At 58.8% G+C, this 25,298-nt stretch carries 19 protein-coding genes and 1 pseudogene; 8 read left to right on the forward strand and 12 right to left on the reverse strand.

Features of this window, described 5'->3' with window-relative positions; genetic code table 11:
- Nucleotides 1-68: 68 nt before the first annotated feature.
- Nucleotides 69-611: a hypothetical protein gene (locus Q0L48_RS14125; protein ID WP_296722011.1), complete on the forward strand. Its 543-nt coding sequence runs from the start codon at nt 69-71 to the stop codon at nt 609-611.
- Nucleotides 612-867: 256 nt separating this feature from the next.
- Here the strand turns inward: Q0L48_RS14125 and Q0L48_RS14130 are convergent, their stop codons facing one another.
- On the reverse strand, nt 868-1,965 hold the full coding sequence (locus Q0L48_RS14130) for a helix-turn-helix transcriptional regulator (RefSeq protein ID WP_296722012.1): 1,098 nt from the start codon (nt 1,963-1,965) through the stop codon (nt 868-870).
- Nucleotides 1,966-2,134: 169 nt separating this feature from the next.
- Here Q0L48_RS14130 and Q0L48_RS14135 point away from each other — a divergent pair, with 169 nt between their 5' ends.
- Entirely contained in the window at nt 2,135-2,614 is a 480-nt protein-coding gene (locus Q0L48_RS14135; protein ID WP_296722013.1) for a hypothetical protein, read from the forward strand.
- 303 nt (nt 2,615-2,917) lie between these two features.
- Nucleotides 2,918-3,559 carry a PEPxxWA-CTERM sorting domain-containing protein gene (locus Q0L48_RS14140; RefSeq protein WP_296722015.1) on the forward strand — a complete coding sequence of 214 codons (642 nt, stop codon included), beginning with the start codon at nt 2,918-2,920 and terminating at the stop codon, nt 3,557-3,559.
- Between the two features lie 251 nt (nt 3,560-3,810).
- Here Q0L48_RS14140 and Q0L48_RS14145 read toward each other — a convergent pair.
- A pseudogene (locus Q0L48_RS14145) lies at nt 3,811-4,038 on the reverse strand (IS5/IS1182 family transposase); the annotation flags it as partial.
- Between the two features lie 339 nt (nt 4,039-4,377).
- On the opposite strand from Q0L48_RS14145, the gene Q0L48_RS14150 reads away from it, so the two are divergent.
- Together Q0L48_RS14150 and Q0L48_RS14155 are read left to right on the forward strand one after the other, a co-directional pair.
- Nucleotides 4,378-4,962, forward strand: a complete 585-nt coding sequence (locus tag Q0L48_RS14150; protein ID WP_296722016.1) for a hypothetical protein — start codon at nt 4,378-4,380, stop codon at nt 4,960-4,962.
- A 91-nt stretch (nt 4,963-5,053) separates the two neighbouring features.
- Nucleotides 5,054-5,860 carry a hypothetical protein gene (locus tag Q0L48_RS14155; RefSeq protein WP_296722018.1) on the forward strand — a complete coding sequence of 269 codons (807 nt, stop codon included), beginning with the start codon at nt 5,054-5,056 and terminating at the stop codon, nt 5,858-5,860.
- A 6-nt stretch (nt 5,861-5,866) separates the two neighbouring features.
- Here Q0L48_RS14155 and Q0L48_RS14160 read toward each other — a convergent pair whose 3' ends face one another.
- From Q0L48_RS14160 to Q0L48_RS14185, 6 genes are all read right to left on the reverse strand, one after another.
- Nucleotides 5,867-7,762, reverse strand: coding sequence for an AAA family ATPase (locus tag Q0L48_RS14160; protein ID WP_296722019.1), 1,896 nt, complete (start codon nt 7,760-7,762; stop codon nt 5,867-5,869).
- 1 nt (nt 7,763) lies between these two features.
- A complete protein-coding gene (locus tag Q0L48_RS14165) occupies nt 7,764-8,327 on the reverse strand; it encodes a hypothetical protein (RefSeq protein WP_296722021.1) in 564 nt (187 codons plus the stop codon).
- A gap of 934 nt (nt 8,328-9,261) precedes the next feature.
- On the reverse strand, nt 9,262-11,118 hold the full coding sequence (locus Q0L48_RS14170) for a hypothetical protein (RefSeq protein WP_296722022.1): 1,857 nt from the start codon (nt 11,116-11,118) through the stop codon (nt 9,262-9,264).
- Nucleotides 11,119-11,501: 383 nt separating this feature from the next.
- Entirely contained in the window at nt 11,502-12,674 is a 1,173-nt protein-coding gene (locus tag Q0L48_RS14175; protein ID WP_296722023.1) for a tyrosine-type recombinase/integrase, read from the reverse strand.
- Nucleotides 12,675-13,313: 639 nt separating this feature from the next.
- A complete protein-coding gene (locus Q0L48_RS14180) occupies nt 13,314-13,574 on the reverse strand; it encodes a class I SAM-dependent methyltransferase (RefSeq protein WP_296722025.1) in 261 nt (86 codons plus the stop codon).
- Nucleotides 13,575-13,788: 214 nt separating this feature from the next.
- Nucleotides 13,789-14,184, reverse strand: a complete 396-nt coding sequence (locus Q0L48_RS14185; protein ID WP_296722027.1) for a hypothetical protein — start codon at nt 14,182-14,184, stop codon at nt 13,789-13,791.
- 315 nt (nt 14,185-14,499) lie between these two features.
- Between Q0L48_RS14185 and Q0L48_RS14190 the strand changes: the two genes are divergently transcribed.
- On the forward strand, nt 14,500-17,127 hold the full coding sequence (locus Q0L48_RS14190; protein WP_296722029.1) for a M14 family metallopeptidase: 2,628 nt from the start codon (nt 14,500-14,502) through the stop codon (nt 17,125-17,127).
- 62 nt (nt 17,128-17,189) lie between these two features.
- Nucleotides 17,190-17,924 (forward strand): SemiSWEET family transporter, encoded by a 735-nt coding sequence (locus Q0L48_RS14195; RefSeq protein WP_296722030.1) that lies wholly within the window; start codon nt 17,190-17,192, stop codon nt 17,922-17,924.
- On the opposite strand, the gene Q0L48_RS14200 is transcribed toward Q0L48_RS14195, so the two are convergent.
- The 4 genes from Q0L48_RS14200 to Q0L48_RS14215 form a co-directional block, all read right to left on the reverse strand.
- The gene (locus Q0L48_RS14200) at nt 17,898-18,575 is read right to left on the reverse strand and encodes a Fe2+-dependent dioxygenase (RefSeq protein ID WP_296722032.1); all 678 of its coding nucleotides are present in this window, start codon (nt 18,573-18,575) and stop codon (nt 17,898-17,900) included. The two genes, Q0L48_RS14195 and Q0L48_RS14200, sit on opposite strands and share 27 nt — an antisense overlap.
- A gap of 112 nt (nt 18,576-18,687) precedes the next feature.
- On the reverse strand, nt 18,688-19,707 hold the full coding sequence (locus Q0L48_RS14205; RefSeq protein WP_296722035.1) for a DUF6607 family protein: 1,020 nt from the start codon (nt 19,705-19,707) through the stop codon (nt 18,688-18,690).
- Between the two features lie 21 nt (nt 19,708-19,728).
- Complete coding sequence (locus tag Q0L48_RS14210) at nt 19,729-21,981, reverse strand: TonB-dependent hemoglobin/transferrin/lactoferrin family receptor (protein ID WP_296722036.1); 2,253 nt, start codon at nt 21,979-21,981, stop codon at nt 19,729-19,731.
- Between the two features lie 186 nt (nt 21,982-22,167).
- Nucleotides 22,168-22,785: a TetR/AcrR family transcriptional regulator gene (locus tag Q0L48_RS14215; RefSeq protein ID WP_296722105.1), complete on the reverse strand. Its 618-nt coding sequence runs from the start codon at nt 22,783-22,785 to the stop codon at nt 22,168-22,170.
- Between the two features lie 145 nt (nt 22,786-22,930).
- Here Q0L48_RS14215 and Q0L48_RS14220 point away from each other — a divergent pair, with 145 nt between their 5' ends.
- Entirely contained in the window at nt 22,931-25,252 is a 2,322-nt protein-coding gene (locus tag Q0L48_RS14220; protein ID WP_296722038.1) for a TonB-dependent receptor, read from the forward strand.
- Nucleotides 25,253-25,298 lie beyond the last annotated feature (46 nt).

Raw genomic sequence — 25,298 nt, forward strand, 5'->3', positions numbered from 1 at the left:
AGAGAAGGAAAAAAGGGCTTAGGTCCGCCCGGCAATGGGCGGGCCGTCACTCCAATAAGGAAATAGGAATGATTGATTTGAACCTCGGCGGGGCCTGCCCCCGGCGACCACTGACTTATGCCTTCATTAGGGCGATGAAATATCCCAATGCACCAATCGACGTGCCGCTCGGCGAATGCAATGTCGGCGTAGTCGCCAGCAACGGCTCATCGGCAGAGGGGATCGAGGTGATTGGCGATGTTGCCCTGCGCTCAGGCCGCAACTGGCTGATGGCGAATTTCGCGGACAACATCACCACAGAGTGCCGCGATCTCGTTTTGCTTCGTCCTGTCGACGAGGGAATCCTGATCGGCACGGTTGAACCCTGCCTGCTCCGGCCCGGTGCACCGATGATTCTGGTCAGCGCCGATCGCACGCGTGCATTCGAAATGACCGCTGCTGGCCAGCTTGTCGATCGTCCAGTCCCTCGGACTGCGCGGGTGAAGGAAGGAATCGAGCGGGCCTGGGCTGAACTCATCCGCCGCATGCGTGCACTGACCACGGACAGCGGGGAATTCCGGCATGAAAGTTGGGAAATCCACATCATGGCGTTGGACGCTAACGCCCACTAACCAAGCGGCCATCAATCATTGCCTCACCACCAGACGGGCGGAGCTCCCCATCGGAGTGCCGCCCGCCTGCTTTTGCCCAAAGGAAATCTCATGCATCATTATTGCTCAGACCATCCCCCGACCGTGTCATCGCTGATCATCATCAGAACGCGTCCGGAATGCGAACCGCGTTCGCTGATCTCCAGCCTAGAGTTGGCTCCGGCAATTATCATACAAAAATGTGTTTCGGCGAAGGAAGGCGACCGTCCATCAATTGTTAAATCAAGCCCATCAGCAATACGCTGACCTCCAGCTGACTATTGGTGTCTGTTTTGGAGAAAACCCGCTTCAAATGAGAGCGAACGGTGCTCGGCATTATACCCATCAATTGAGCTATGGTATCGGGCTTACGGCCGCTGGCGATATGAGCAAGCACCAGTGCCTCTGTAGGAGTAAGATCGAACAGCTGCGCAGCCATGCGGGACAGGTCGGTTTTGCGGCCTTCTGCAACACAAGGTATTACCAATACCATTTTGGTCAGGCGGAACGGATCGGCATCAGGAAACCTGTGCATCCGCACGAGCAGAGGCGCACCATCAGCATCACGCAATACCATTGCATCATCACTCACGCCGGCAGTGCGGCGCCCCATACTTGAGTCAAACATTAACGCGGAGAATTGTCTCGCAAACCCCTGGTTTGTAGGAATGAGATATTGCCCTCGGGATGTGAGCCAACGGCTTTCGGATAGCAGGCGCTCGGCAGAGGCCGAGCTGGCTACGATTCGCCCATCTCGCCCACATACAAAAACCGCTCGCCCTATCTCGTCGAAGCTACCGGCGACGATCGCTGCCTGATCTCCCTCGATTATCATCTGCGTCATTACTGCATTGCGCATAGCGCCGCCTAGTTCGCTCAGAACGGTCAGCTGCAACGAGGAGAAACCATCCTGACTGGGATCCCTCACCACGCCAGCACCAACTAAGCCACCATCCTTCTTTACCAGATTTATCAGCCGACACTGGCCGAGCTGATTGCGGTTTATCCAGTCGGCGAAAGCGGGGGAGCGGGCAGCGTCCTGCTCTGGCGTTAGTAGGGCATCCCCAAACCAATCCATCTCAGGTGCCAACATACCTGCGCGAACACGCGAATTGACATAGGGATCTCCGCCACCGACTAAGTTGAACTCTTCGAGAGCAGCAGGGTCAACGCCGGTCATAATGTTGAACCGCAGATCACCTCGCATGCCGAGGGAAATTAGCTGACCGACTTGGCCACCTGTTGCTGCTGCGACGGCGCAAACCGCCTCTTCCCAAGACGCAAGTGAAAGAGCGGCACGCGAAACGAGTCGTTTTGCGTGATCCAGAGCGTCCATCGTCACAAAACCTCCATCACAGCGTGAACACTAAACCCATCAAGCATTTTGCACGCCTCAACATATTTCGCTCCCCCCCCCATTTGGGGGAAGCTGATCGGCCCTTTTCGAGAGTAGCTTAACTTTCTATTGAGCATGTGAGCTAGCGGTTGAAAAATTGGGGAACGCGATGTTGAAATCTTGGGGAAATCTAGCAGTTGCGGTGGTTCTTACAAGCGGATGGGCTTCTGTCGCTTTTGCTCAGTCATCGGTAGGAAGCAATGATAGTTTTTATACTCAAGCTATTGCAACAGGGTTCTTCAATGCGTCCTCGAACACCCCGCCAATAATTTCTGAAGATACCGGGCAAACAGTGAATGTGCGCGCCCAAGCAAATGTAGTAAACGCCACATCTGTAGGCACCGCTGCTGCAAATTCATATGCCGATCTAAGAACAGGCAAGCTCGGCGGATTCGTGAGTTCGGAAAGTAATAATCCTTTTTCGGCATCCGCTGCCAGCACTAGCTCATGCATGGGAATGCCTGATGTGGCCGAGTGGCTGCGTGAAAGCCTGCTCGAGGCCGAAATGTGGACTGCGCAACGTCTCCTGAGAGCCATAACCGCCGGGCGCATCAAGCCTACGTTATATTTGGCTGATCACAAAAAATGATATCGCTCGAAGATCCCCCGATCGCCGATCCGACCGATGCTATGTTATAGCTGACCGCGAGGCTCAACGACAAAGCTCAAATATCGAGGCACACCCTCAGTTCCGCTATCAAATTGATCACTTACCGTCAGCTCAAGAAATATGAAAAATTTAAGCCAATTTTATATATTTTTACGAATTCCCATTATGCAAATGTAGGCTTACACAAATTGTTTTGTTTATGAATGTAAGTCAGCAGTTTCTTTCGCTATTAAGATTTCAAATCTGTTCGGCCAGACCCCAAACTTGCTGAGGAACGACACTATGAATAAGCACTCACTGCTGACTCTCACTTGCGGCGCATTTGCTATATTTACGGCTACAGCAACAAACGCGGCTGAAATCGTTGCTGACGATTTCAACAATCCGACTTCTGTATCCTTTGGGCGCCCTTTTGGATTTGCATTCGTGCCCGAGCCCCAGGTATTTGGTCCCTTTACGGTCACCAGCCCTTCTGGATCTGGCCTGATCTCCTTTTCACCCCACCTGACCTCTCAAAATTGTCTGAAAGGCTGCATCACTTCAGGCACCAACAACGGTGAAGGGTTGATTTTGACCCTTGGTCAAGCCTTTGGCCAGGTCGGACTATTTGTGGGCCAAGTCAGACCTTACTCTTTGGACGTTTCTTTTTTTAATTCGACTAACGCGCTGTTGGGGACGGTCAACGTCGCTAATTCATCGTTGAACGGCGGGTTATCTTTTGCAGGCTTTCAAAGCAGCCAGGGCATTTCCTTTATCTCGGTATCTGGCACTAACAACGGCGCCGTTATTGCCGTTCAATCCGCTCTTATTTCAGCAGTGCCGGAACCGGCGACGTGGTCGATGATGATCGTTGGTTTTGGCGCGGTCGGCGGAGCTATTCGCTTGGCCAAGCGTAAACAGAAGGTAAAACTCCTTTACGCCTGATGCTTGCTCGCGAACGAAGCAAATACGCCGCTAATTGAAATTGGCGGCGTTTCGCCTACAAAGGAAGTTGAGTCGGCTGACAGATCGAGCACAGTCACGTGCAACGGTTGAATACCTCTAAGAACCCAATGTTTCAGCATGACGTGGTCGCGAGGTTGCTGATGTTCGCCTCGGCGCGGTGAGGGCGATCTTTTTGGCTTCGTATTCTTGCTTTTCCGCGCCGGAGCGCTGCTCAGTGTCTGGTTTGGGCGCTATGCAGGCGCACTTAGCCCCTCAAGCCGAGCGAGGTGCTGGAAGTTATGGACGAGGTTCGCCATCGGGATCATTATCCGCGCACGGACAATACAGATGGTGCGGATGAACAGCCTAATGCGGTGTTTTTGGCCGGTGAACACATGCTCGACCGCCGAGCGGACAGTGGAGCGCTTTCCATAGGCCCGCGAGATGTGCTCGGGGATCGGCCGACGCGGTATGGTCTGCCCGCTCATCGCCAGATAGGCGCACCGATTATTCTCGTAAGCACCGATCGCCAGCGGGCGTTTGAAATGACGGCCGCAGGTCAGCTTGTCGATCGTCCCGTGTCCCGGCCTTCACGGGTGAAGGAAGGCGTCGAGCGGGCCTGAGACGAACTCATTCGCCGCATGCGTTTGCTGACAACTGGCAGCGGCCACTTTCGACACGTAAGCTGGGAGATTCACCTCATGCCGTCTGACGCAACCTTTCACTGACCAAGCGGCGATCCATCATTGCCTCACCACCAGACGGGCGGTGCTCCCCATCGGAGTGCCGCCCGTCTGCTGTTGCCCAAAGGAAATTTCATGCATCATCATGGCTCAGGCCATCCGCCAATCCTGTCATCGCTAATCATTATCCGAACGCGTCCGGAATACGAACCGCGTTCGCTGATCTCCAGCCTCGCACTCTTCACGGCTATCAAGACGAGGCGGAGAGAGGCCACCTTCGATCTTATCCATGCCCGGTTTGATCCGACCGATACGCGTGCGGCCATCATCGAAGGTCTGGTCGAACGCATCCCACCCGGTGCGCAGCTATTGGTTCGCCAGCCTGTGGTTCCTGCACACAAAATGCTGGAGACGGCAGCACGTCATGACGTCATGCCGCCGTTGGACAACACAATCCTGTCCAAGCGCTTGCCGGGCGTAACGCTTCTACCGGTAACGCTGACCGATGAGCAGCTGCACGCCGTAGGCAAGGCGCATGGACTGGAAATGCCAGAACCCAACGCAACGCCGATCATGCGCAACCGCCGCGCCCCGGAGACGGCGATGGCCATGTGGTCGATCTACGTGAAATCGTTCTGCCGCAGCCCTGAAGCACGGTCGCTAATCGCCGCCTTCCAAGCTTGGCGAATCCTCGAGAAGGTCAGGCCACTCCCGTTCTAAACGCGACTCAGAAGCCAGCACCGGCCGTGGCACCCGCGCGGCTCGACATCACAAGTTACCAGAGAGGGAATGGGGTTGGCGGGTCCAACCCATGAAAGGAAAAATGATTTTGAAATACACATTTATAGACATCGAGGCAGCGTGGGACGAGCAACTCCATGAAGCCTATCGCCAGATCGATCCGGTCAGAGCCGGAGAGCTGATGCGCAATGGCCACCAGCGCAGGCGCTTACCCTGCAAACGCATCATGGCGGCGGCCGCGTTTGATCTTGAACTGCATGACGGCGGTGCGATCAGCATCGTCGGCCTCTCTTCGTGGACCACCCACGATCACGGGGACGAGCGTGAGGTGGTCGCCAACTTGTTCGAGCACCTTCGCGCTCGTCCGGACACGCATGTTGTCACCTACAGTGGCCTTGCTGCCGAACTTCCGCTGCTCAACCTGGCGGCCATGGAATACAGCTTGGTGTTGCCCCGCCAGCTACGGAGCGGCATTCCTGTCGCATTCCGCCCGGGCATGTGGCGCCCGCACATCGACCTTGCACTTGAACTGAAGGGCCAAGGCCGGGACTGGGCGCATCTCAGTGAGATCGGCCTGCGTCTTGGCCTTCCAACCGAGCTATTCATCGGCAAGGCGGACATCGAGCAACCCAAATCGGCTAAGGAATGGCGGTCGATGCGCGAACGGGTCAGCATGGACTGCGTGCTGACCGCCATTATCGCATTGTCGTTCTGGCGGGCCAATGGACGGATCGCGGTGGACCAAACGGCACTGCTACACAACATCTCCAATTGGTGTGTCGGCAATTTGCAAGTCGCAGAAACACATACTAAGCCTCTCGCAAAATTAAGAATGGATATGTTGGACCGTATGTATCACCAAACTGAGATGGTCTAATCGTCGTCAGTTTTGTTTTCTCGAAATGAATTCCGGAGCTAACGACGAACCCTCTGCCGAGGAGAGGATCTTGTGGACGTGGCTTCGGAATTCTTCTTCAGAAACCTCTGTATATGTCCAACAGCTAAAGGTGTTCCGTCCTGCATTTTCGATGTATTTAAGAGCTTTTGCTGCGGCGTCCTTCATTACCGGAATGTCACCGAGAACCGCATAGGTAAGAGCTTTGCACTGCTCGAAATTTGCTTCATCTACGTTCGCATGCTGTTGCTCAAATAATTTAGCAGTCCTTGCGAATCTATTCTTGTCAGGAGCTCCATTAGATCCCCAATCTGCCATAGCAGTGTTAAATGAAACATTCAGGTTTTCGATCGATTGGCCGGAAAGTTCGCCGATCTTGCAGGCGCTGCTGAAGTTACCAGTTTCAATTAAAACGAGTTGGATTGATGTGATATCGTCAATCACAAGGTCATCTTCGGGATCGTGCCGCTGCAAGGCGGCCTCTGCCACTGTCGCTGTCGTTTCTGATAGCCCAGGAACCCCAGCCAACTGCTCTGCGAACTCAAATAAACTTTCAGAACTAGCGTTATTAAATGCAGGGTAACCGAGCAATTTGGCCACATCAAAATCTGAGTTACCTGATACTAATGTCAACGCATCCAGCAGTATCGGATTAAGCATTGTAGCGCTCGATAGAATAGACTGCGCCTCTTGCCGTGCACTTTCGTCACTTCCAATATCCGCTAGATTTTTCATACGAACGAAGTGCACTCTCGCCCGTAAATCTTCCATATTCCGATTTTTTGTCTGCGTTTTCCCATCAGCAGCGAGTGCAAGATCGCAAGCCTCCAAGGATTTCTTTAAATTTCGAATCCGACGGTAGGCTCGAGCTAAAGCCCACTGAACCACAGCATCATCCGCGTGGATTCTACCGATGCTCTCCATTCGATTGGGATCGGGCCGCTCCGGCCTAGCCCCCAATCGAACCAACCCTTGAGGCGGCGCAATTAGATTCAGATAGTCGAATGCACCGATAGCATCCTCAGGATTTAACCGGGCCACACTAGATGCAATTTCCCGATACTGTCGGGCCAAGCCCGTCTTCGGCCGATCCAATACAAAGATGGCCTGATCGAGCAGCATCAGACTGTCATAATGCTCAATCTTCAGCAAACTGCTATCGTGGTTTTCGAGCTCCAAATTAGAGCGCCGGATCCAGTTCCGCAGATGGCCATGTTCGTCATCAAGCCGAGGTATGCGGGAGGCTGCAAACAAAAGCTTGATTGGCTGTGGACGAGCCCCATCCCGCCGGATGCTACGGACGATCTGCTTAAGTCCTGATAAGTTCTGTTCGTTCGGGAAAAACACAGCCACTACTGCGTCAGGCAACTGCCGCGTGCAAATTCCGCCAACATCGGTATGGCCCGTGCGGCTGTCGATTAACACATAATCGTAGCCAGCGTTTTGCCATTGCGCGCGCAAATCTTCCATCAGTAGAAAACCGTTATGCGTAGAGTAAAGTTGCCCCCAGTCGAGATTGCAAAGGCGGGTCGCATAACCCTCGTCAGCGTCCCGACCGGCTGGCATAACGTCTATCGAGATACTGCGTTCAAAAGTCTCGCCAGTATCCTCATCATTCTCTAAAAAAATGAGTTCGCAGGATTTGATGTAATCCTTCGCTTTGGGAGCTCGGCCACTGCGGAGATAGTCGCTCACATAATCGACGATCCCTGGGACTTCTTCCGCGGCTTTAAATGCCGGAAAAGAAGTCAGGCCTGGAGCCTCAAGGTCGAAATCAACGACAAGCACCCGCCGACCGTTACAGGCCAGTGACGCTGCAACATTAGCAAGAGCCAACGTCCGACCTACTCCGCCCTTGAACGAGTAGAATGTGACGCAGAACACGTTAGCCTATCGCTTGCAAGTTGAATGTCCGGCTCCGACGAAGCGCATCTTCCTGTTCAGAGACGGGGCGGAGAGACAGGGCGCCAAAGTTAACGTAGATTACGTTACCTTTAGCCGCAAAGTCCTCAACTTGCCTCCGGTCAAGCGCTGCCGCGACACCTGGAATTTGAAGACTTCTGAGGAGGGTGTCCATACTTCTGTTTTGCATCAGCTTGCCGTTTTCCCAGCGCTCCATCGATGCAGGCGGAATCCCAAACGCCTCCCCAAAAACCTTGCGCGTCATCCCGAGCCATTCACGTATTGCCTTCACCTCATTTGGGGCGAGAAGACCTTCGTGACGGCAAGCCGCAGCATGGCGCAAGGCCTCTGCACGGTGGTCTCTAAATTCGAAACCACACTCATCGCAACGCAAAATGGGCACTTCGACTTCGAAGAAGTCGTCTTCATTGAGCTTTACCCGCTCCGTAACGAAGCGCTCGCTGGTTGACCCGGAGCAAGAGCAGGCATTATCGCCTCCCAATCCAGATGGAGCTGGACCAAATAGTTCATCAAGAAGTTCGTGCATAGTGGAAGCTAAGTCCTATTATACGTCTAATTGGCGGCCTTATTGCAATCTTCATATAGATGCCCCGATTGCCATAGGGTGGAACAACAACCGCCTCGTATGCATGATCGGGATGTAGCGCCGACATTGGCTTGTATCGGATTGGACAATCGCCCTTGATACAGTCCGCAATAAACTCCCAAGCGCCAGCATCAGTGAACCGAGAGAGCGAAGAGAGATCGGTTACCGTATATGGCTCCCAATGATTGGCAATATCGATCTCAGGCGGATTGATCCTTCTCTCCGGCAATCGACAGGCCAACTCCAGAAGCTCACGCATTGATTCGATGTTACTGAAGTTTGGCATAGCGATCTTAGGTGGCCTTGTGAAGCGAAAAACCTCATATGAGGCGAATTCGCAGAACCTTTTCCTTTAACGTGAGGGTTAGAATGCGGTTCGATGGAAAAACTCTAGGCGGGCTCACGGCGGGTGACGTCGAGGAGTCGATATCATTACTCGAAAATTCAGGCCAGACTTATCCCGTGAAATTAGGGGATTGAGCCTTTAAGGCACGCCCGCTGACGTGATGGCGTGGACGGCCCCTGCACCAGCCTAGTTGTGCCATGATGCGGCCGCTGTAGGTCCACGCCTAGGAGTCGGCAGATGAAGCGTGCGATTGTTAACGTCGGATCGGATCTGGCAAAGAGTGTTTTTCAGGTGCATGCGATCGGGGGCGATGGGGCCGTCCACGCCATCACGTCAGTCGTAGCCTTGCCTCTCAAAGTGCGCCCATGGCTCCATTGCAGCAATCGCTGACCGTTAACTGCAAGGAATATTTCTCGGCCACCCAGTGCCGCCCGCAATGACCTGCGCGGCTAGTCGGGTAAATCACGGGCCGGAGTAGACTGACCATTCATACACCCTAGCAATGCTTCTCTTCAAATGAGCACCAAGCTACGAACTCAAGCAACTGTTGCTCTGTGAACTTGGGCATCGGAATTGGCGACGACCAGGAGGGGAGCTTAGGTTTAACTCCCGAATCCAATCGAAATGATGCGCCTCTCTGAATGGCAGATTTTCATTAGGATTTATTCCATAGCCACACCCAAAGATGGAGTAACCATTTTGGGTGCCTAGGGAACGAGAATTGCTGCAAACTTCCTTAAGATTGCTCTCCAAGCTGGAATAAAATGACGATGAATCCCGAGGCCCCCGACACCGCCATTTGCCGATGGTCGCTTGGTCGCAAATTGCGATCCCCTCCATCCAAGTGACCATTTGCGGACTGGACGACCCACCCCCTTGGTTGGGAATGTTGACGCTATTTCCGTATCGGTCTGGAGTGGTCGGACCCTGAATTTGGCTCCCAGTTGTTGAATTGCCAACAGGGGGGTTGGCCGCACCATTGCTAGCAATTTGTGCATTCCCAGAGTTGGGGGCCTTGGTCTTGTTGCAGTGAGCAAGTTCTGGTCGCGCAAAGTAGGAGACTGGCATATTCGGATCGATGCACACGCTAGCTGCTGCAGTATCATTAGGATATGGGGTGACAGGCTGCTGCGGCCTCGCGGCGGTATTGACCATTTGTTGTGGAAACGCCGCCTGGTTGGCTTCAGCGATCTTCCTAGCGGACTCTCGAACCTGATTTTCCAAACCAAATGATTGCACAGATTGCATCGCGGCGGCGGACTGTTGAGCAATATGGGTTTGACGCGCCACGTCGCCCGCTGCGATTGCTTTTTGCATCTCAACTGCTCGAAACGCCTCTGCTTCGGCGAAAACTCGCGTAATAACATCTCGATCAGCTTTGGCTTTTGACTCAACTGCTGATTGCGTGTGCGCCATTTGCTGCTGACGATAGAGGTCATCAGCGATCCTTGCTTGCGAAATTAACGCCGCCGTTTGAGCGTTCTGGGCGGCAGCATCTGCATAACCTTGAGCCATCCCATCGGTGACAGCTGTTGTCGCGGCAAGAGCGTCTTCCGGACTGATTTCACCACTTCCCACTAGAGCGCCGGCAGCGGCACTCGCGGCCGTAGCTATAATGCTTTCTGTCAGTCCTAGACCTTGGGTCAGTTCTGCTCCAGCAAGCATTCCGACCACGCCTCCAAAAACGCCGCCGAGACCCTTACGCACACTTCGCGCATGGCTGCCGTCGTCGCTTGCTTGGCTGCTGTTCGAACTGCGCGGCATGGCTTCTCGGCCGAGCAGAGCAACGAGGGTTTCACTTACCGCTCCAACGGGCCTGTATGGCGAGGAGATAGGGGGCGCGCCAGCCGCGCTGTGTATTCTAAAGAAATCTTTCGCATACCTTTTTGGGTGTCGAGATCTATCTACCCAAGGCTGCCTTCGCTGGACCTTGTTTTCTTCGACCACTGTAACGGTCGGAACCCCCTCCCACTCGCTATAAATGAAGGTCGAATCCTGGAACTTCAGAACCATTTCGTTCGAAGTGGAGGAGATTAACTGCAGCGGAGAAATTTCACCCCCGCTCATGATGAGCGGCTGTCCTGCCTGATCAGTGACGTAAATTGTAACACCGCTCTTCCCGTGGATTGCATACCCACCAGGAATCTCTCGAACAGCAACCGGAGCGCTATAAGTTTTTTCGCATTTAACACCCCCCCAAGTCTCGCAAGCGATATAGTCACGCCCCGCCAGCTTGGCTAAAAAGCCCCAGGTCTTTGCATCCCCATATTGGGATTGGGCAGCGATCTCGGGCTGCTGCGCCTCAGCAGGTATTGCGGCAACGGAAAGCACCGAAAGTGCAAGCGCAGAAAACCAGCTCCACCTCATTTTGATCTCACCCCCCATTGGGGCATCCGATTACCCCGCCAAAAGAGCTTACTCATCCGAAGGAGAATTGGGAATAGCATTTGACCAATCGCTGAGGTTGCTTGTGAACTCTTCACGAAACAGCCCCGTCACATAAGGCGACGGGGCTAAGAATCACCGCCCGCCCTACCTTAGAGTGCGACTGACCCCGAGGTGATTGCCATGTGATTGCTGATCCGCAGAAATGACCCGGTGCCATCTCCACTTTTCTCTGCTATATTACTGATATAATTGGTGAGCCCGACAGGATTCGAACCTGTGACCCGCTGATTAAAAGTTACTGGTGCCGAATGCTCGCAAATCGGACGGTCTTCCCGACGATTTTAGTTCGACGGTGGCTCTTTTTTCTTCACATGTCCGCTTCAGAGGGCAAGGGTTGCAAGAGCATCCTCGGCATCGTCTCGCACTAGATGCCCATAGTGCTTTTCGATCATGGCAACACTCGTGCCCGATAGCTGCGCAACCGTGAGGATCGGCAGGCGAGCGCGGATCAGGTCGGTGATGACGCTATGCCGTAAGGTGTAAGCGGCCGCGGCTCCGGGCAAGCCAGCCTCAGCCACTGCGTCTTTGATCGGGTGTTTCCAAGTGTCTTTGTTCCAAGCCGCGCCGCCGGTGCGGGAGAAGATCGACGCGGCTGGCAGTTTATCCTCCACCTGCAGTTCGAAGAAGTCGGCGGTCGTTTGCGGGATGGTAAGTTGGCGCGGGTTGCCGTTCTTGTCCTTGCCGATGGTAAGAGCGCGGGTGCGCTTGTCAAAATCACTCACCTTTAGGCCTGCCAACGCACCCGGGCGCAGCGGCAAGAGGCACAGCGCCCTTATGAAGGGGCGCGCCTCGTCGCACGTGGCTTTGATCAGCTTCTTGCGTTCATCGCGGTCCAGATACAGCTCCCGGCGCCTGTCTGCACCCTTGAAGGGGCGCAGCGCCTCTTGCCATGCTGCATCCGTATTCGGGGCGCCCGACTTCAGCACCAGCCCTAAGGCCGCGCGTAGCGGCACCATGTCGCGGTTCACGGTCGACTGAGATCGTTGCTTCATCCGCTTTTTCTCTGGATCCTTCGTGCGCGTCACCAGCGCCGGGGCTTGCTCCAGCCGCTTGCGCCACGCCTTCAGATGGTGTCGCCGGAGCTTGTCGAGCATCACCTTGGCAATGGGATCATCATAGACATGCCGCCGAAATACGCCCTCAGCAATCGAACCGGGCTTTTGCTCAAGATAAGCTTCGCAGGCATCCTTCACCGTCACCATGTCGCGGGCGCGCTCGCCTCCGCTTTCGACCGTATCGGCCCATGTTTCGGCATCAGCCTTGGCCTGCTTATATACCTCGTGGCCTGACAGAGTGCCGTAATCGCCCAGCCGCTTGCGAGCATTCCGGTTCGCGTCCGCATCATAAAAGCGGGCAAACCATGTGCCCCCGGCCTTCTTCTTGGAAGGCCGATAACCGAGGTAGACGCCTTGCCGAAGACGATGCCAATGCGGCTCGTCGCCCGCCTTCGGCTTCAACTTTTCACGCTCTCCAATACGGCTCAGATCTGGCATCCGGCGTCACTATCAAAAAATCCATGAAAAAAACATGAAAAAGATGGGCGGACAACGACGAACAACAACGGCCCTCTAAGATTGTTTTTATTATGTTTTCTGTTCAGCTCGAAACCGCAGTTTTCCGTTTTTCCCACCCTTCACACGGGTGGGGTCACAGGTTCAATCCCTGTCGCGCCCACCATCTTTTCAGTGACTTGGAAGAGATGGTGCCGGTTTCCACGAAAAACATTAGAGCGCGGTGCGGGGCGTCCATTTGCGGCCCATCAGATTAGGGAAACCTACAGCGTGATTGGCTCCAAAGAGGCTGACGTGCGGCGTGCTCCCCTGATTGTTAACAGTCAGAGGTGAATTCTGGCTCCTTCATGATGGGTGTTTGATCGGATGGGAACGTGTCTGGGGCATGCCCCAGACACGTTGGCCGGCGATCTCGGCGGGCGCCTTTCCGACCAGTTCGAGTGCGGGCTGACCGTGTTTCAATCGTGCCGCCAAACCGCGTAATGGTCAGCGATGTCGACGGCGAATAACTTCGCCTGATTGAAACGCAGGTCAGAGTGATCGGACGCCATGCCCGCCTCCCCCATCACGCGAAGATTGAACCACCAGCCCCCAATGACCCGATCATCACGACTGAAATCGTCAGGCCGGTTCACCGTAGAAAAGAAGCGAATCGCAGTAGGCCCATTTCCATTCAAATTTTTCGCGGATGTACTCCTCGAAGTGGGGCTGGATATCATCGCAAGCTAGCACGCCACCAGGCTGTAGCTTGTCCAGAAGCGCTGGGATGTTGCGGTCGATCTCCGCAAAGTTATGAGTCGCATCGCAGAAGATAAAAGCGAATTTTCCTTCCGGGCCAACCTCATGAAAATCCCCGCGATGGATCGTCGATCGGCACAGCACGAGGCGCGACCACCAGCCGGCGAATCTCTGCCAGTTCCTTCCTCACCTATTTTTTGGGGCCAAGACCTTCCTTGATGCGCTCGATGGACAGCGAAAGCTCGGAGAGACGCTCGTCAATGCTGGCCTCTGTGCCTTCACCTTCTACCATTTTATGGATCCTCACTCACGATCAGGATGCTATACGCAAACGTGCCCGGCGCCTATCATGGGGGTCTTACCGTGGCAATTGCGGACTAGGCTTCTTGTCCTGCGGTTGGCCACCTGTAGTGGCAAGGGCGTATTGGCCAAACCGTGCCACAGGTGAGCCGTGCGCATCAGTCACGCTGGCGCTTCCAATCCAGCACGGCATTCCATTAAGCACCCGCTTAACGCGGAAAAAACGTGAACCAAAGCAAGGTTGTGATGAGCCCACCAAACATTGCCCTGTAGCGTGGTCATCAACGACACTCGTCGCGCTGTTTTTGCCCATCTGGCGGCGGCCCTGTGCGCCCGGTTTCAGCGCCTGCGACAACCATTGTCCTGCTCGTGGCCAGGGGAAAATCCACCATTCAGCAGTGCGGAAGCTCAGGAGATCTGAAAGGTCCGAATAGCCTGCAAATTCGGCCGCCATCACGAATGCGCCTCGATAAGCTCAGCAAGCAGACCGACATCAAGATCGATCTGCAATTGCACTCCGGTTTCATCCAAACCATCCGGCTTTATCTAGGTAATCGCTACGTCGCACGGATCGCTCGTCGATATGCTGGCCATGCAGGTTTTGGCATAGTCGGCTGGTGCTAAATAGTCGGCTGGTGCTAAATCGGGCATGGTGCATACCTCACACATCGGCCTGATGGGCCAAATTCCCCACCATGCTTGACCGCGCAGCCGTGTTCGCGGCAAGGCTCGCTTTCATCGGGCTGACACAAACAAGCGGGAACACATAATGCGCAACACAATTTGGGGCCGGGGCCTCGTCGTGCTGGTTGCCATGTGGGCGATGATTCAACCGGCTGCGGCGCAATCCTTTATCGACGGCCGCTTCGATCCCGCGATCCCGACCCTTGCCGATACGGTCGGCCACGCGCCCGCCACACGCATCACCTCGCCCGATCAGACCTATGCCTATCTGAACGCGCTGGTCGCCGCCGCGCCGGACCGCACGCGGATGGTGCAATATGCGACCAGTTGGGAAGGCCGGCCCCTTTATTACGTGATCCTGTCCGCGCCCGAGAACATCGCGCGGCTCGATGCGGTTCAGGCCGATCTCGCCAATATCGCCGCAGGGCGCGTGTCCAACGGTGCGGCGTTGCCGGTGACGTGGCTGCAATATGGCGTCCACGGCAACGAAATCTCCTCCACCGATGCCGCGCTGATGACCGCGTATCACCTGCTCGCCGCGCAGGGCGACGCGCGGGCGGAACGGATCATGCGCGAAACTCTGGTGGTGATCGACCCGATGCAGAACCCGGATGGGCGCGCGCGGTTCGTGAACAATTTCCTCGCCGCCAGCGGGATCGCGCCTGCTGCCGACCGGCAAGCCGCCGAACATGACGAGCCGTGGCCGAGCGGGCGCGTCAATCACTACATGTTCGACCTCAACCGTGACTGGTTCACTCTGTCGCAGCCCGAAACCCGCGGCAAGGTCGCCGCGATACGGCAGTGGAACCCGGTGGTGGTGGTCGACCTGCACGAAATGGGCGGGGACGAGACCTATTTCTTCAGCCCCGCCGCCCAGCCGTTCAACCCCAATCTCACCCCGGCACAGGTGCGCGCCTACGAACTGATCGGGCGCGCCAATGCTGCCGTCTTTGATGCCCGGGGCGAGCCCTATTTCACCCGCGAGGTCTATGACCTGTTCTATCCCGGGTACGGCGACACGTGGAACGCGCATCAGGGCGCGATCGGCAGCACCTATGAACAAGGATCGGCGCGCGGGCTGGTGTTCGAACGGCGTGACGGGACGCAGCTGACCTATGAAGACGGGGTGCACAACCACTTCACCGCCAGTCTGGCGACTGCGGGCGCGGTGGCTGACAATCCGGAGCGATTTCTGTCGGACTTCGCGCAATATCGCGCGGCCAATGCCAGCGGAGCTGCCGGGCGCGGCACCTATCTCATCGATCTGGCCGAACGGCGCTGGAATGCCGAAAGCCTCGGGCGGCGCCTCGCCGCGCAGGGCATTACCGTGCTGCGCCGCGATGGTCCGGCCAGCGCCTGCGGAAAGAGCTATCCGCAAGGCTATCTCGCAGTGCCGCAGGCCCAGCCCGCCGCGCGGCTGGTGCGCAGCCTGCTCGACCGCGACACGCCGCTGCCGCCCGACTTCCTCGAAGAACAGGAACGCCGCCGTTCGCAGGACCTTCCGCACGAGCTGTATGATGTCACCGCATGGTCGGTCGGGCTGATGGCGGGGACGGACGTGACGCTGTGCAACAGCGCGGTTTCGGGCGCGCCGCTTGCACCCGATGCTCCGATTGCGCCGATGATCGAAGGCACCGGCGCTTTCGCCATTGCCGTGCCGTGGAACGACAGCGGACAGGCGCGCTTCGTCACGCTGGCGCTGCGCGAAGGGATGGATGCGCGCGTCACCGACAAGGCGTTCGCCAAGGCGGGGCGCGAATTTCCGCGCGGCACCGTGGTTTTCCCTGCAGGCAGCAACACGCCGGAGCAAATGGCGCGCCTCGCTGCCCTCGTCCGCGAGGTCGGCGCGCACACGGTTGCGCTCGATTCGGGCTGGGTCGACAGCGGCCCCAATCTCGGCAGCGAAAGCTTCGTCCGGTTGACCCTGCCCAAGGTAGCGATCGCATGGGATGACGGGATTTCGCAGTTGAGCGCAGGCGCGGCGCGCTATGTGCTCGAACGGCGCATCGGCCTGCCCGTGACACCGATCCGCACCCAGCGGCTCGCCCGCGCCGATCTGTCTGATTACGATGTCCTGCTGGTTCCGGAGGGCGATCCGTCGGCGGCTCTCGGCGATGCTGGCGAGCGCAACATCCGTGATTTCGTGCGCAAGGGCGGCGTGCTGGTGGCGATTGGCGATAGCCTCGAAACCTTCAGCGACGGCGACACCCCGATGCTCGCCGTCAAGCGTGAAGCCGCGTTGGGCCGCGAACCCGGCTCGGAGGATGGCGACAAGGACGCGTCGCTCGCCGAAGCGGTCGAAATCGCCAGCGACGCCGAATATCGCGAGGCGATCAAGGATGAGCGCGCCCTCCCCGATACGCTGCCCGGCGCGCTGCTCAACGTGGTGTCCGAACGCGACCATTTCCTTTCGGCAGGATATGACGGGGGTGCGGTTGTGCTGGCGACCGGCACGCAGATCTTCACCCCGCTCGACCGGGCGGACGGCGTCAACGTGCTGCGCTTTGCCGAGCCGGGGAACCTGATTGCAAGCGGCTATGTGTGGGATGAAAACCGGCGGCAGCTGGCGTACAAGCCCTATCTTATGGCCCAGCGGCAAGGCCGCGGGCTGGTGATCGGCTTTGCCCATGACCCATCGACCCGCGCCTATCTCGACGGGCTCGATCTGCTGATTGCCAATGCCGTGCTGGTTGCGCCGTCGCGGGTTCGGTGATGCTCAACCGGTGAGGAAATCTGACCTAGGATAGTCATCCCGATTATGTCATGCCTTGCGGCATGGAGCTGTTCGAAGCCCTTGTCGTTGCCCATGTGGTCACCGGAACGGTGGGGCTGGCGGCATTCTGGGGACCGGTTGTCACCCGCAAGGGCGCGTCCAATCATCGCAAATGGGGCAAGGCCGCGTGTTACGGCTTTCTCGGGGCAGGCTCGCTGGCGATCGCGATGGCACTGCTTTCGCTGTACGGACCGGAGTGGCGACACCCCGAGATCACCGACCGCGCGCTGTTTGACGGGTTGTTCGGCTGGATGATGCTGTATCTCGGCGTGCTGACCATCGGTTTTGTCGATTATGGCCTCGCCGTGGTGCGCCATTCGCGCGACCGGCGGGCGCTTCGCCGGCTTCGTTATCAGGCAGTGATCGCGGCGGTGGTGGTGTCAGGCGCATGGTGCGGCATTTACGGGTTCAAGGTCGGGCATCCGCTGATGATGCTGGTCGCCTTCATCGGCATCGTCGCCATGCTGATCCAGCAGGTCTACATCTGGCGGCCCGGCGATCCGCCGCGCGGCACTTATATCGGCGAGCATTTCCGGGCGCTGATCGGCATGGGGATATCGGCCTATACCGCGTTCATGTCGGTCGGCCTGATCCGTCTGGTGCCCGAACAGGTCTTCAATCCCGCGATCTGGGCCGGACCGAGCGTGATCGGGGTCAGCCTGATCCTGTATTTCACGATCCGGGCCCAACGGGCCAGCGCGCCCAAGGTTTCAGGCGTGCGCCCACATCCGCAATAGGTTGGCGATGGTCTTGTCGAGCGTCAGCAGTTCGGCCGATTGCAGTGGCAACTTCTGGCGCAGCGAAGTGCGCAGGTTTTCCAGTTCGAACAGCATCTCGCGCCGCCCCTGATCGGCGATCAGGCTTTCGATCCAGCCCACACACACGATCCGCTCACCGCGCGTGACGGGGCGCACTTCGTGGATGCTGGTGGAAGGATAGAGCACCAGATGTCCGGCCTCGCCTTTCATTTCCTGACTCATCCCGGCGGCATGAACCACCAGCTCGCCCCCGTCATATTCGTCCGGCGGCGTAAGGAACAGCGTGAACGAAATGTCGGTGCGCAGGCGGGCGGCACCCCTCCCCATCAGGGGATTATCGACATGCGCCCCGTATTGCCCGTCCACCCCGGTCTTGCTGATGATGAGCGGAGATATGCGGCGCGGCTGAGCAGCCGCCTTCACCACTGCATTCTCGGCGATCAGCGGCAGCAGTTCGTCTTGCATGCGTCGCCCGGCGGATGTGCCCATTGCCGCCTGCAGGTTACGCTTCACCTCGCGCGCGGTTGCGCCTGCGGTTGCGCGTCCGTCGCGCCATTCGAGCAGGTCGATCCGCTCGCGCAAGGCGGCAAGGTGATCGGCGTCGCCGAGCGCGTTGATGACCAGGATCATGGGCCAATGCTCTATCGCGCGCCGCGCCGGATGGGAAGCGCGGGCCGGAACGGCGTGTGTGTGAAGAGGGGCGAGAGGACACATCGCCCCTCTCCACAACCCGGCAAGCCGATCAGCCGCCGCCGCGTGCGGTCCCTTCGGCGATCATGGCGATCGCCTTTTCGCTGGCGGCTTCGGGCGTTTCCTTGCCCGCCTTGATCTTGTCGGCGAGGATCAGCAGTTCGTTGGCAATCGCCGTGCCTGCGCCCGCTTCCTGTTCGATGCGCACGCCGCCATTGGCCTCGGCGACCGCATCCCACTTGCCACGCACTGCGTCCCAGAAAGTTCTGGTCTTGTCCCAATAGGCTTCGGCTGCAGCGACATTGTAGCCGTCGAACCGTTCATAGGTGTTGAGCACATATTCCTGCACCACCGGCGTCGGCGCGGCACCCTCTGTCCGGCCCGCGCCGCCCTTGGGCGCGATCATCTTGGTGTTGTCCTGCCAGTGGATCCAGCCGGTCGGGGTCAGCTGATGGCGGTTGATGCCCATATAGTGATCATAGACGGGATTGCGGATCGCATCGCGGCGGGCGAGCGGGCGCGCTGTCCAGTTGGAACGCCAGCGCTTGACGCCCAGCGTCGTCTCCCACTGACCCCACCCGGCGTAGCGCGGGCTGTCGTCGACCTGATAGACCGTCTGCGACCAGCGCCCGGTGCGCATCTTTTCGGGCACTGCGCTCCATTCCCAGCTGTCCCCGCCCGCATAGGTCAGGATCTTTTCGGGCTCGTATTCCCAGTCCTGCCGCCAATGCTTGACGATGTAGGGGTTTGCGTCATCGCCCGTCACCAGCAGGTGCTGCAGCACGATCTTGGTGCCGGTATCCTCGATCACGCGGACGGATTCGTACCCGCCCGATACCTTGCGCTCGAGCGGTTCGTAGCCTTCCATCCACGCAGTGGACTCCTGCATGTCGAAGGTCACCTTGAAATCGCCCGCCATCGCGAGGATGGTTTCACGATCGGCTGCGAAGGCGGCGGCGGCGGCGTCCTCGCCGCGCACGATCGGCGCATCGGCCACCGCGGGAGCGGGCGCGGCGGCCAGTGCTGCGGCGGAAAGTCCGGCAGCGAGGAAAATTCGGGTCAAACGGTTCATCGGGGTGTCCTCCTTTCAGGTTCAGAAGCGGTAGCTGGCCGAAACGCTCAGGTTACGGCCCGGCCGGGTAAAGGCATCGAAAATCGCGGCATCATTGACCCCGAGGCCGCGCACGTCGGACCACAGGGCGTATTTCTCGTCGGTCAGATTGAAGAGGCCCGCGCGCAGTTTCAGCCGATCGGTCACGGCGACGAAGGCGGTCAGATCCAGAACGGTCGAAGCATCGGGCCGAACGAACAGGTCGGTGCCGTCGGCGGCCCGTTCCAGGTCGCCCTTCTCCTTGCGGCCATTATGGGTCAGGATCAGTTCGCCGCCGAACCGCCCGCCCGGATCGCGATATCCCAGTCCGGCGACAAGGTTGAACGGGTCAATCGTGTCGAGCGGCACCCGCGCGCCGCCCGGATTGACGATGTCGCCATTGGCATAGGCCATTGCGAAGCGTGCGTTCCACCCGCTGTCGAGCTTCATTTCGGCGCGCGCTTCAACCCCCTCGATTTCGACCGCGTTGAAGTTGACGAACTGGAAAATCGCCGGGTCCTGCGGGGTGAAAGATCCGCCGATGACCTGCTGGCTGATGAAATTGTCATAGTCGCCGCGAAACCCGGTGACCTGCAGCGAGAAGATTTCCCCGACATAACGCGCGCCCACTTCCCAGCTTTCGCTGGTTTCCGGTCCCAAATCGGGATTGGGGATCGAGGTGTAGCCCCCTGCGATGAATTCGAAGAAATTGTTCACCTGCGAAGGTGTCGGCGCGAGGAAACCCTGCGCGTAATTGCCGAACAGGATCACGTCCTCGGCCAGCTTCACCGTCGCGCCGAACTTGGGGCTGAGGCGGCTGTCGCTCTGGCCTTGCGGATCGAACGCCGTGAGCAGCGGATCGTCGGTCGGATTGAGATCGTAGAAGTCGAATCGCAGTGCCGGGAACAGCGTCAGCGCGCCATTAAGCAGCGTGATCTCGTCGGACAGGAACACGCCGCCCAAAGTGAAATCGGTAGCCGGGAACGCGCGGGTCGGGAAGCTTTCGCCGCGTCCGGGAAAGGTGCCATCGCGCAAGCCCTCCTGCCGGGTCCAGCTGATGTCTCCGCCGATGGCCACGCGGTGCTGCATTCCGCCAAGATCGAACGACGAACGCGCCTCGCCGACCGCGCCGTAGATCCGGTTTTCGAAGGTGTTGAGACGCTCGCGATCGGGTGCAGGCGTCGGCCCCAGCGGCGTGCGCTCCTCGAAGGCGAACTGGCGATCCGCGTTGTCCTGCCAGAAGGCAGACAGGAAGGCATATTCGACGACATCGCCGGCGCTGCCGTCATAGGTCCAGTCGAGCGAGGCACGCAGCCGTTCATTGGTGTCGCGGGCATTGAGCGCATCGACATTCCACACCGGCGCGGGGCCGAACAAGAAAGCGGGGCCGATGCCGGTCAGCACTTCGGTTTCGACGGCAGTATCAAGCCATTCGCCGGTCAGCCGGACGCGGTGCGGCCCATTGTCCCACACCAGCTTGGCCAGCACCGCGTCGCTGCGCCCGTCCTGCGGGTTGGGCGCGGTTCGCAGCGGGCCGGTGCCATCATTGGTCGCCCGGTTTTCAAGCTCCTCGAAGTCGCGCCTTGTATAGGCGATCATCGCGGAGACATTGCCGCTCTGTGCGGCGAGCGTCGCGGTTTGTGCGAATTCGTTGTCCTCGCTGGAATATTGCGAGGTGACGAAACCGCCGAAGCTGCCTGCCCCGATCAGATCAACCGGATCGGCGGTGACGAAGCTGACCGCGCCCGCTAGCCCGTCGCTGCCGTAGAGCGCCGAGGCTGGCCCGCGCAGGATCTCGACCCGCTTGACCAGACTGACATCGGCAAAGCCGCCGCGTCCGGCATCCTGCGGACCGAAGGCGAAGCCCTGCGGCGCGCGGATCCCGTCGACCTGGATCAGCACCCGGTTGCCGCCGATCCCGCGGATGGTGAAGCCTTCGTTGCGCGCGCGGCCGGTTGCACCGAAGGCGGCACCAAAGCGGGCCGGAGCGCGGCGCACAGTCACGCCGGGTTCGAACCGCACCAGATCCTTGATGTCGGTGGCGAGCTGATCGGCGATATCCTCATCGGTGATGATCGTGACCGTCGCGGGCGCTTCTTCCTGCAACACCGGCGTGCGGGTGGCGGTAACGGTGATGCGGCCGGTCTGCTGCTGGGCCTCGGCCCCGGTTTCCGCAGAGGCGACCTCGGCAGCGGCAGGCGCGGCGAGAATGGCTAGAGGGGCGGCGGAAAGAGCAAGTTTGGTGATCACAAACACGCGAAGGGCATCCTGCTGAAAACGAAGGGTTGCCGCGTCAATGACCTTGTTGCGAATGAGAGTCAATAGAGATGTGAATGAGAATCGATTGCAATTATACCTTTGCAGATGCAAAGGCTCGCGCATCCGAGCCACAGTCCGGAATGCCCATCAATCAGTGATGTAGGTGGTTGGCGCCAACGGCGCTCAGCGGCGCAGGACGCCTTCAGCCAGCAGGCGATTGACCCCGGCGGCAGCATCTTCAGCCGGCATTCCGGCATCACCCCACACGACATAGCGCAGACCGACGAAGACGTTCATGCCCATCACCGCCCAGGCTTCCAGTTCGCCCAGCCCGCCGCGAAACTCGCCGCTTTCCGCGCCCGCGCGCAAGCGGTCGGCAATGCGCAGGGCAATGGTTTCGTAATGCGTGCGGTAGCTATCGGGATCGACGAATTCCGCTTCGTCGATGATGCGGTAGATTTCCTTGTGCTCCGCAGCAAAGCGCAGGAACGCGGTGAGCGCCGCACGCTCGATCTCCAGCGCGCCCATGCTGTCGGACAGGGCCGAGCGCGCACTGGTCCTCACCTTCTCGCTCATGTCTGCGACCAGCGCCCGGAACAAGGCGTCCTTGCTATCGAAATAGGTGTAGAAGCTGCCCAACGCCACGCCTGCCCGCCGGGTGATCGAGCTGACCGAAGCTTCGTGGAAGCCCTTCTCGCCAAACTCCTCCGCCGCCGCATCGAGCAGCTTGCGCAAGGTCCGCCGTCCACGCTCGGTGCGAGGCACCTTGTCCTCGCCGCCAGCAGCCCGCGCGACGCTCATCCCGGTGCCCCGAGTGTTGCTCATCAGCTACTCCCTCCGCGCTTTCGGTAGGACGGGCAGGAGTCGGAGACAAGTCTAAACTTGAAAGGTGGTTCAACTTTCAATATTGGTGTCCCCACAAGAGGGCCAGGAGAGGAAACACCCCATGAAAAAAGCGTTTTGCCAACGTGCGCTGCTGCTTGCAGGATGCGCCGGAATTGCCACTTTCGCCGCGCCTGTCGCCGCGCAGGACGAAGTTGCGGACACCGCCAGCGCCAGCGAGCAGGCCGAGGAAGGCGTCATCATCGTCACCGCCCGGCGCCGCGAAGAACGCCTGATCGACGTGCCGCTGTCGGTCACGTCGTTGTCGGGTGACACCCTGATCAAGCAGGGCGTGCAGGATCTTACCCAGATCGCCCAGCAGGTGCCCAACGTCACGCTCGAAGTGAGCCGCGGCACCAACACCACGCTGTCGGCGTTCATCCGCGGCGTCGGCCAGCAGGATCCGGTCGCCGGGTTCGAAGCGGGCGTCGGCCTCTATGTCGACGACGTCTATCTCAACCGCCCGCAGGCCGCCGTGCTCGATGTCTACAATATCGAACGTATCGAAGTGCTGCGCGGACCGCAGGGCACGCTCTATGGTCGCAACACCATCGGCGGCGCGATCAAGTATGTCACCGCCGAGATGCCGGACGAAACCGCCGTGACGGTGCGCGGCGCCTATGGCTCTTACGATCAGGCCGATCTGATCGTCAGCGCTTCGACCCCGATCAGCGACAGTCTCAAGATCGGCGCCAGCGGCGCGCGCCTGTCGCGCGGCGGGTTTGGCGACAATCTCACGCTCGGCACCGAGAACTACAACAAGGACGTTTGGGCTGGGCGCGGCACGATCGAATTCGACAGCGGGCCGGTGTTCGTCCGCCTGTCGGGCGATTACGTCAAGGATGACAGCGAAGCCCGGCAGGGCCACCGCCTGATCCCCGGCCAGCTTTCGGGCGCGCCGGTGCTCGACGATGTGTTCGACACCCGCGCGGGGCTGAACATCGTCGATCAGGAAGTCGAAGCCTATGGCGGCGCGCTGAATGTCGCGATCGAGCTTAGCGACACGATGACCTTCAAGTCGATCACCGGCTACCGCGAGGACAGCTCCACCAGCCCGATCGATTTCGACAGCCTTCCCGCAGTCGATCTCGATGTGCCGGCGATCTACGAGAACGACCAGCTCAGTCAGGAATTGCAGCTGCTTTACGAAGGCGATCGCCTCTCGGGCGTGCTCGGCTTCTACTATCTCGATGCCAATGCCTTCACTGCCTTCGACGTGGCGCTGTTCACCACCGTGGCGGGCCTGAATGCGCAGACGCTGGGCGACGTCAACACCAAGACGTGGTCGGTCTTCGGTGACTTCACCTATGATCTCACCGACACGATCAGCCTCTCGGTCGGGGGCCGCTACACCAATGACAAGCGGTCGAGCCGGGTGCTGCGGACGACCTTCCTGGGCGGCTATTCCGACATCTTCGGCGGGACCGGGGTTCCGCTGGCCGTCACCAGCGATTTCGAGGGCAGCCGCACCTTCAAGGACTTCAACCCGCGCGCCTCGATCAGCTGGCAGCCCAACGCGGATCACAATGTCTACTTCACCTATTCGCAAGGCTTCAAGGGCGGCGGTTTCGACCCGCGCGGCGTGACCACGGCGTGCCGGGACAGTGCCGGGGGCGCCTGCGACGCGCAGGAAGTGTTCGACTTCATGAGCTTCGAGCCGGAAACGGTCGACAGCTTCGAACTGGGCTGGAAGGCATCGCTGCTCGACAACCGGCTCAACATCAGCCTTGCCGGGTTCCTCGGCCAGTATGACAATGTCCAGATCCCCGGATCGGTCGGGTTCGACAGCAATGGCGATGGCACCAATGATACCTTCATCGGCATCACCTCCAACGCGGCGAGCGCCGACGTCAACGGGATCGAGTTCGAAGGCACGGCACTGGTCGGCAAGGATTTCGCCGGTGACGGTAGCCGCTTCAGCGTCAACTGGTCACTGGGTGTGCTGGATGCCAAGTTCAACACCTTCATCGACAATTTCGGCAACGACGTGGCCGATCAGCGCGTGTTCCAGAACACGCCTGACATCACCGCGCACATGGGCTTCACCTTCGGCGTGCCGGTCGCCAGCGGGATGATGGATTTCATCGGCCTTGCCTCGCTGCGGTCGGATGCCAGCCAGTTCGAAGCGCCCAACCCGTTCCTCGATCAGGATGGCTTTGTGCTGGTCGATGCCAGCGTGGTCTACACTGTGGACAGCGGGCTGTTCTCGATCGGGCTGCACGGCAAGAACCTGTTCGACAAGGAGTATATCGTGTCGGGCTACAACTTCGTGGCGGGCGGCACGCCTGGCACGCCGTTCCGCCCGACGCTGGGCCGCGAAGGCACGCTGACCGGCTTCTACGGCGATCCGCGCCGGATCTTCGTGACCGCGCAGGTTAATTTCTGATCTGACCCTCCGAAGGGGCGGCGGCCTCTCGGACATCACCGCCGCC

It is taken from the genome of Erythrobacter sp. (assembly GCF_024305245.1).
Taxonomy (GTDB): Bacteria; Pseudomonadota; Alphaproteobacteria; order Sphingomonadales; family Sphingomonadaceae; genus Erythrobacter.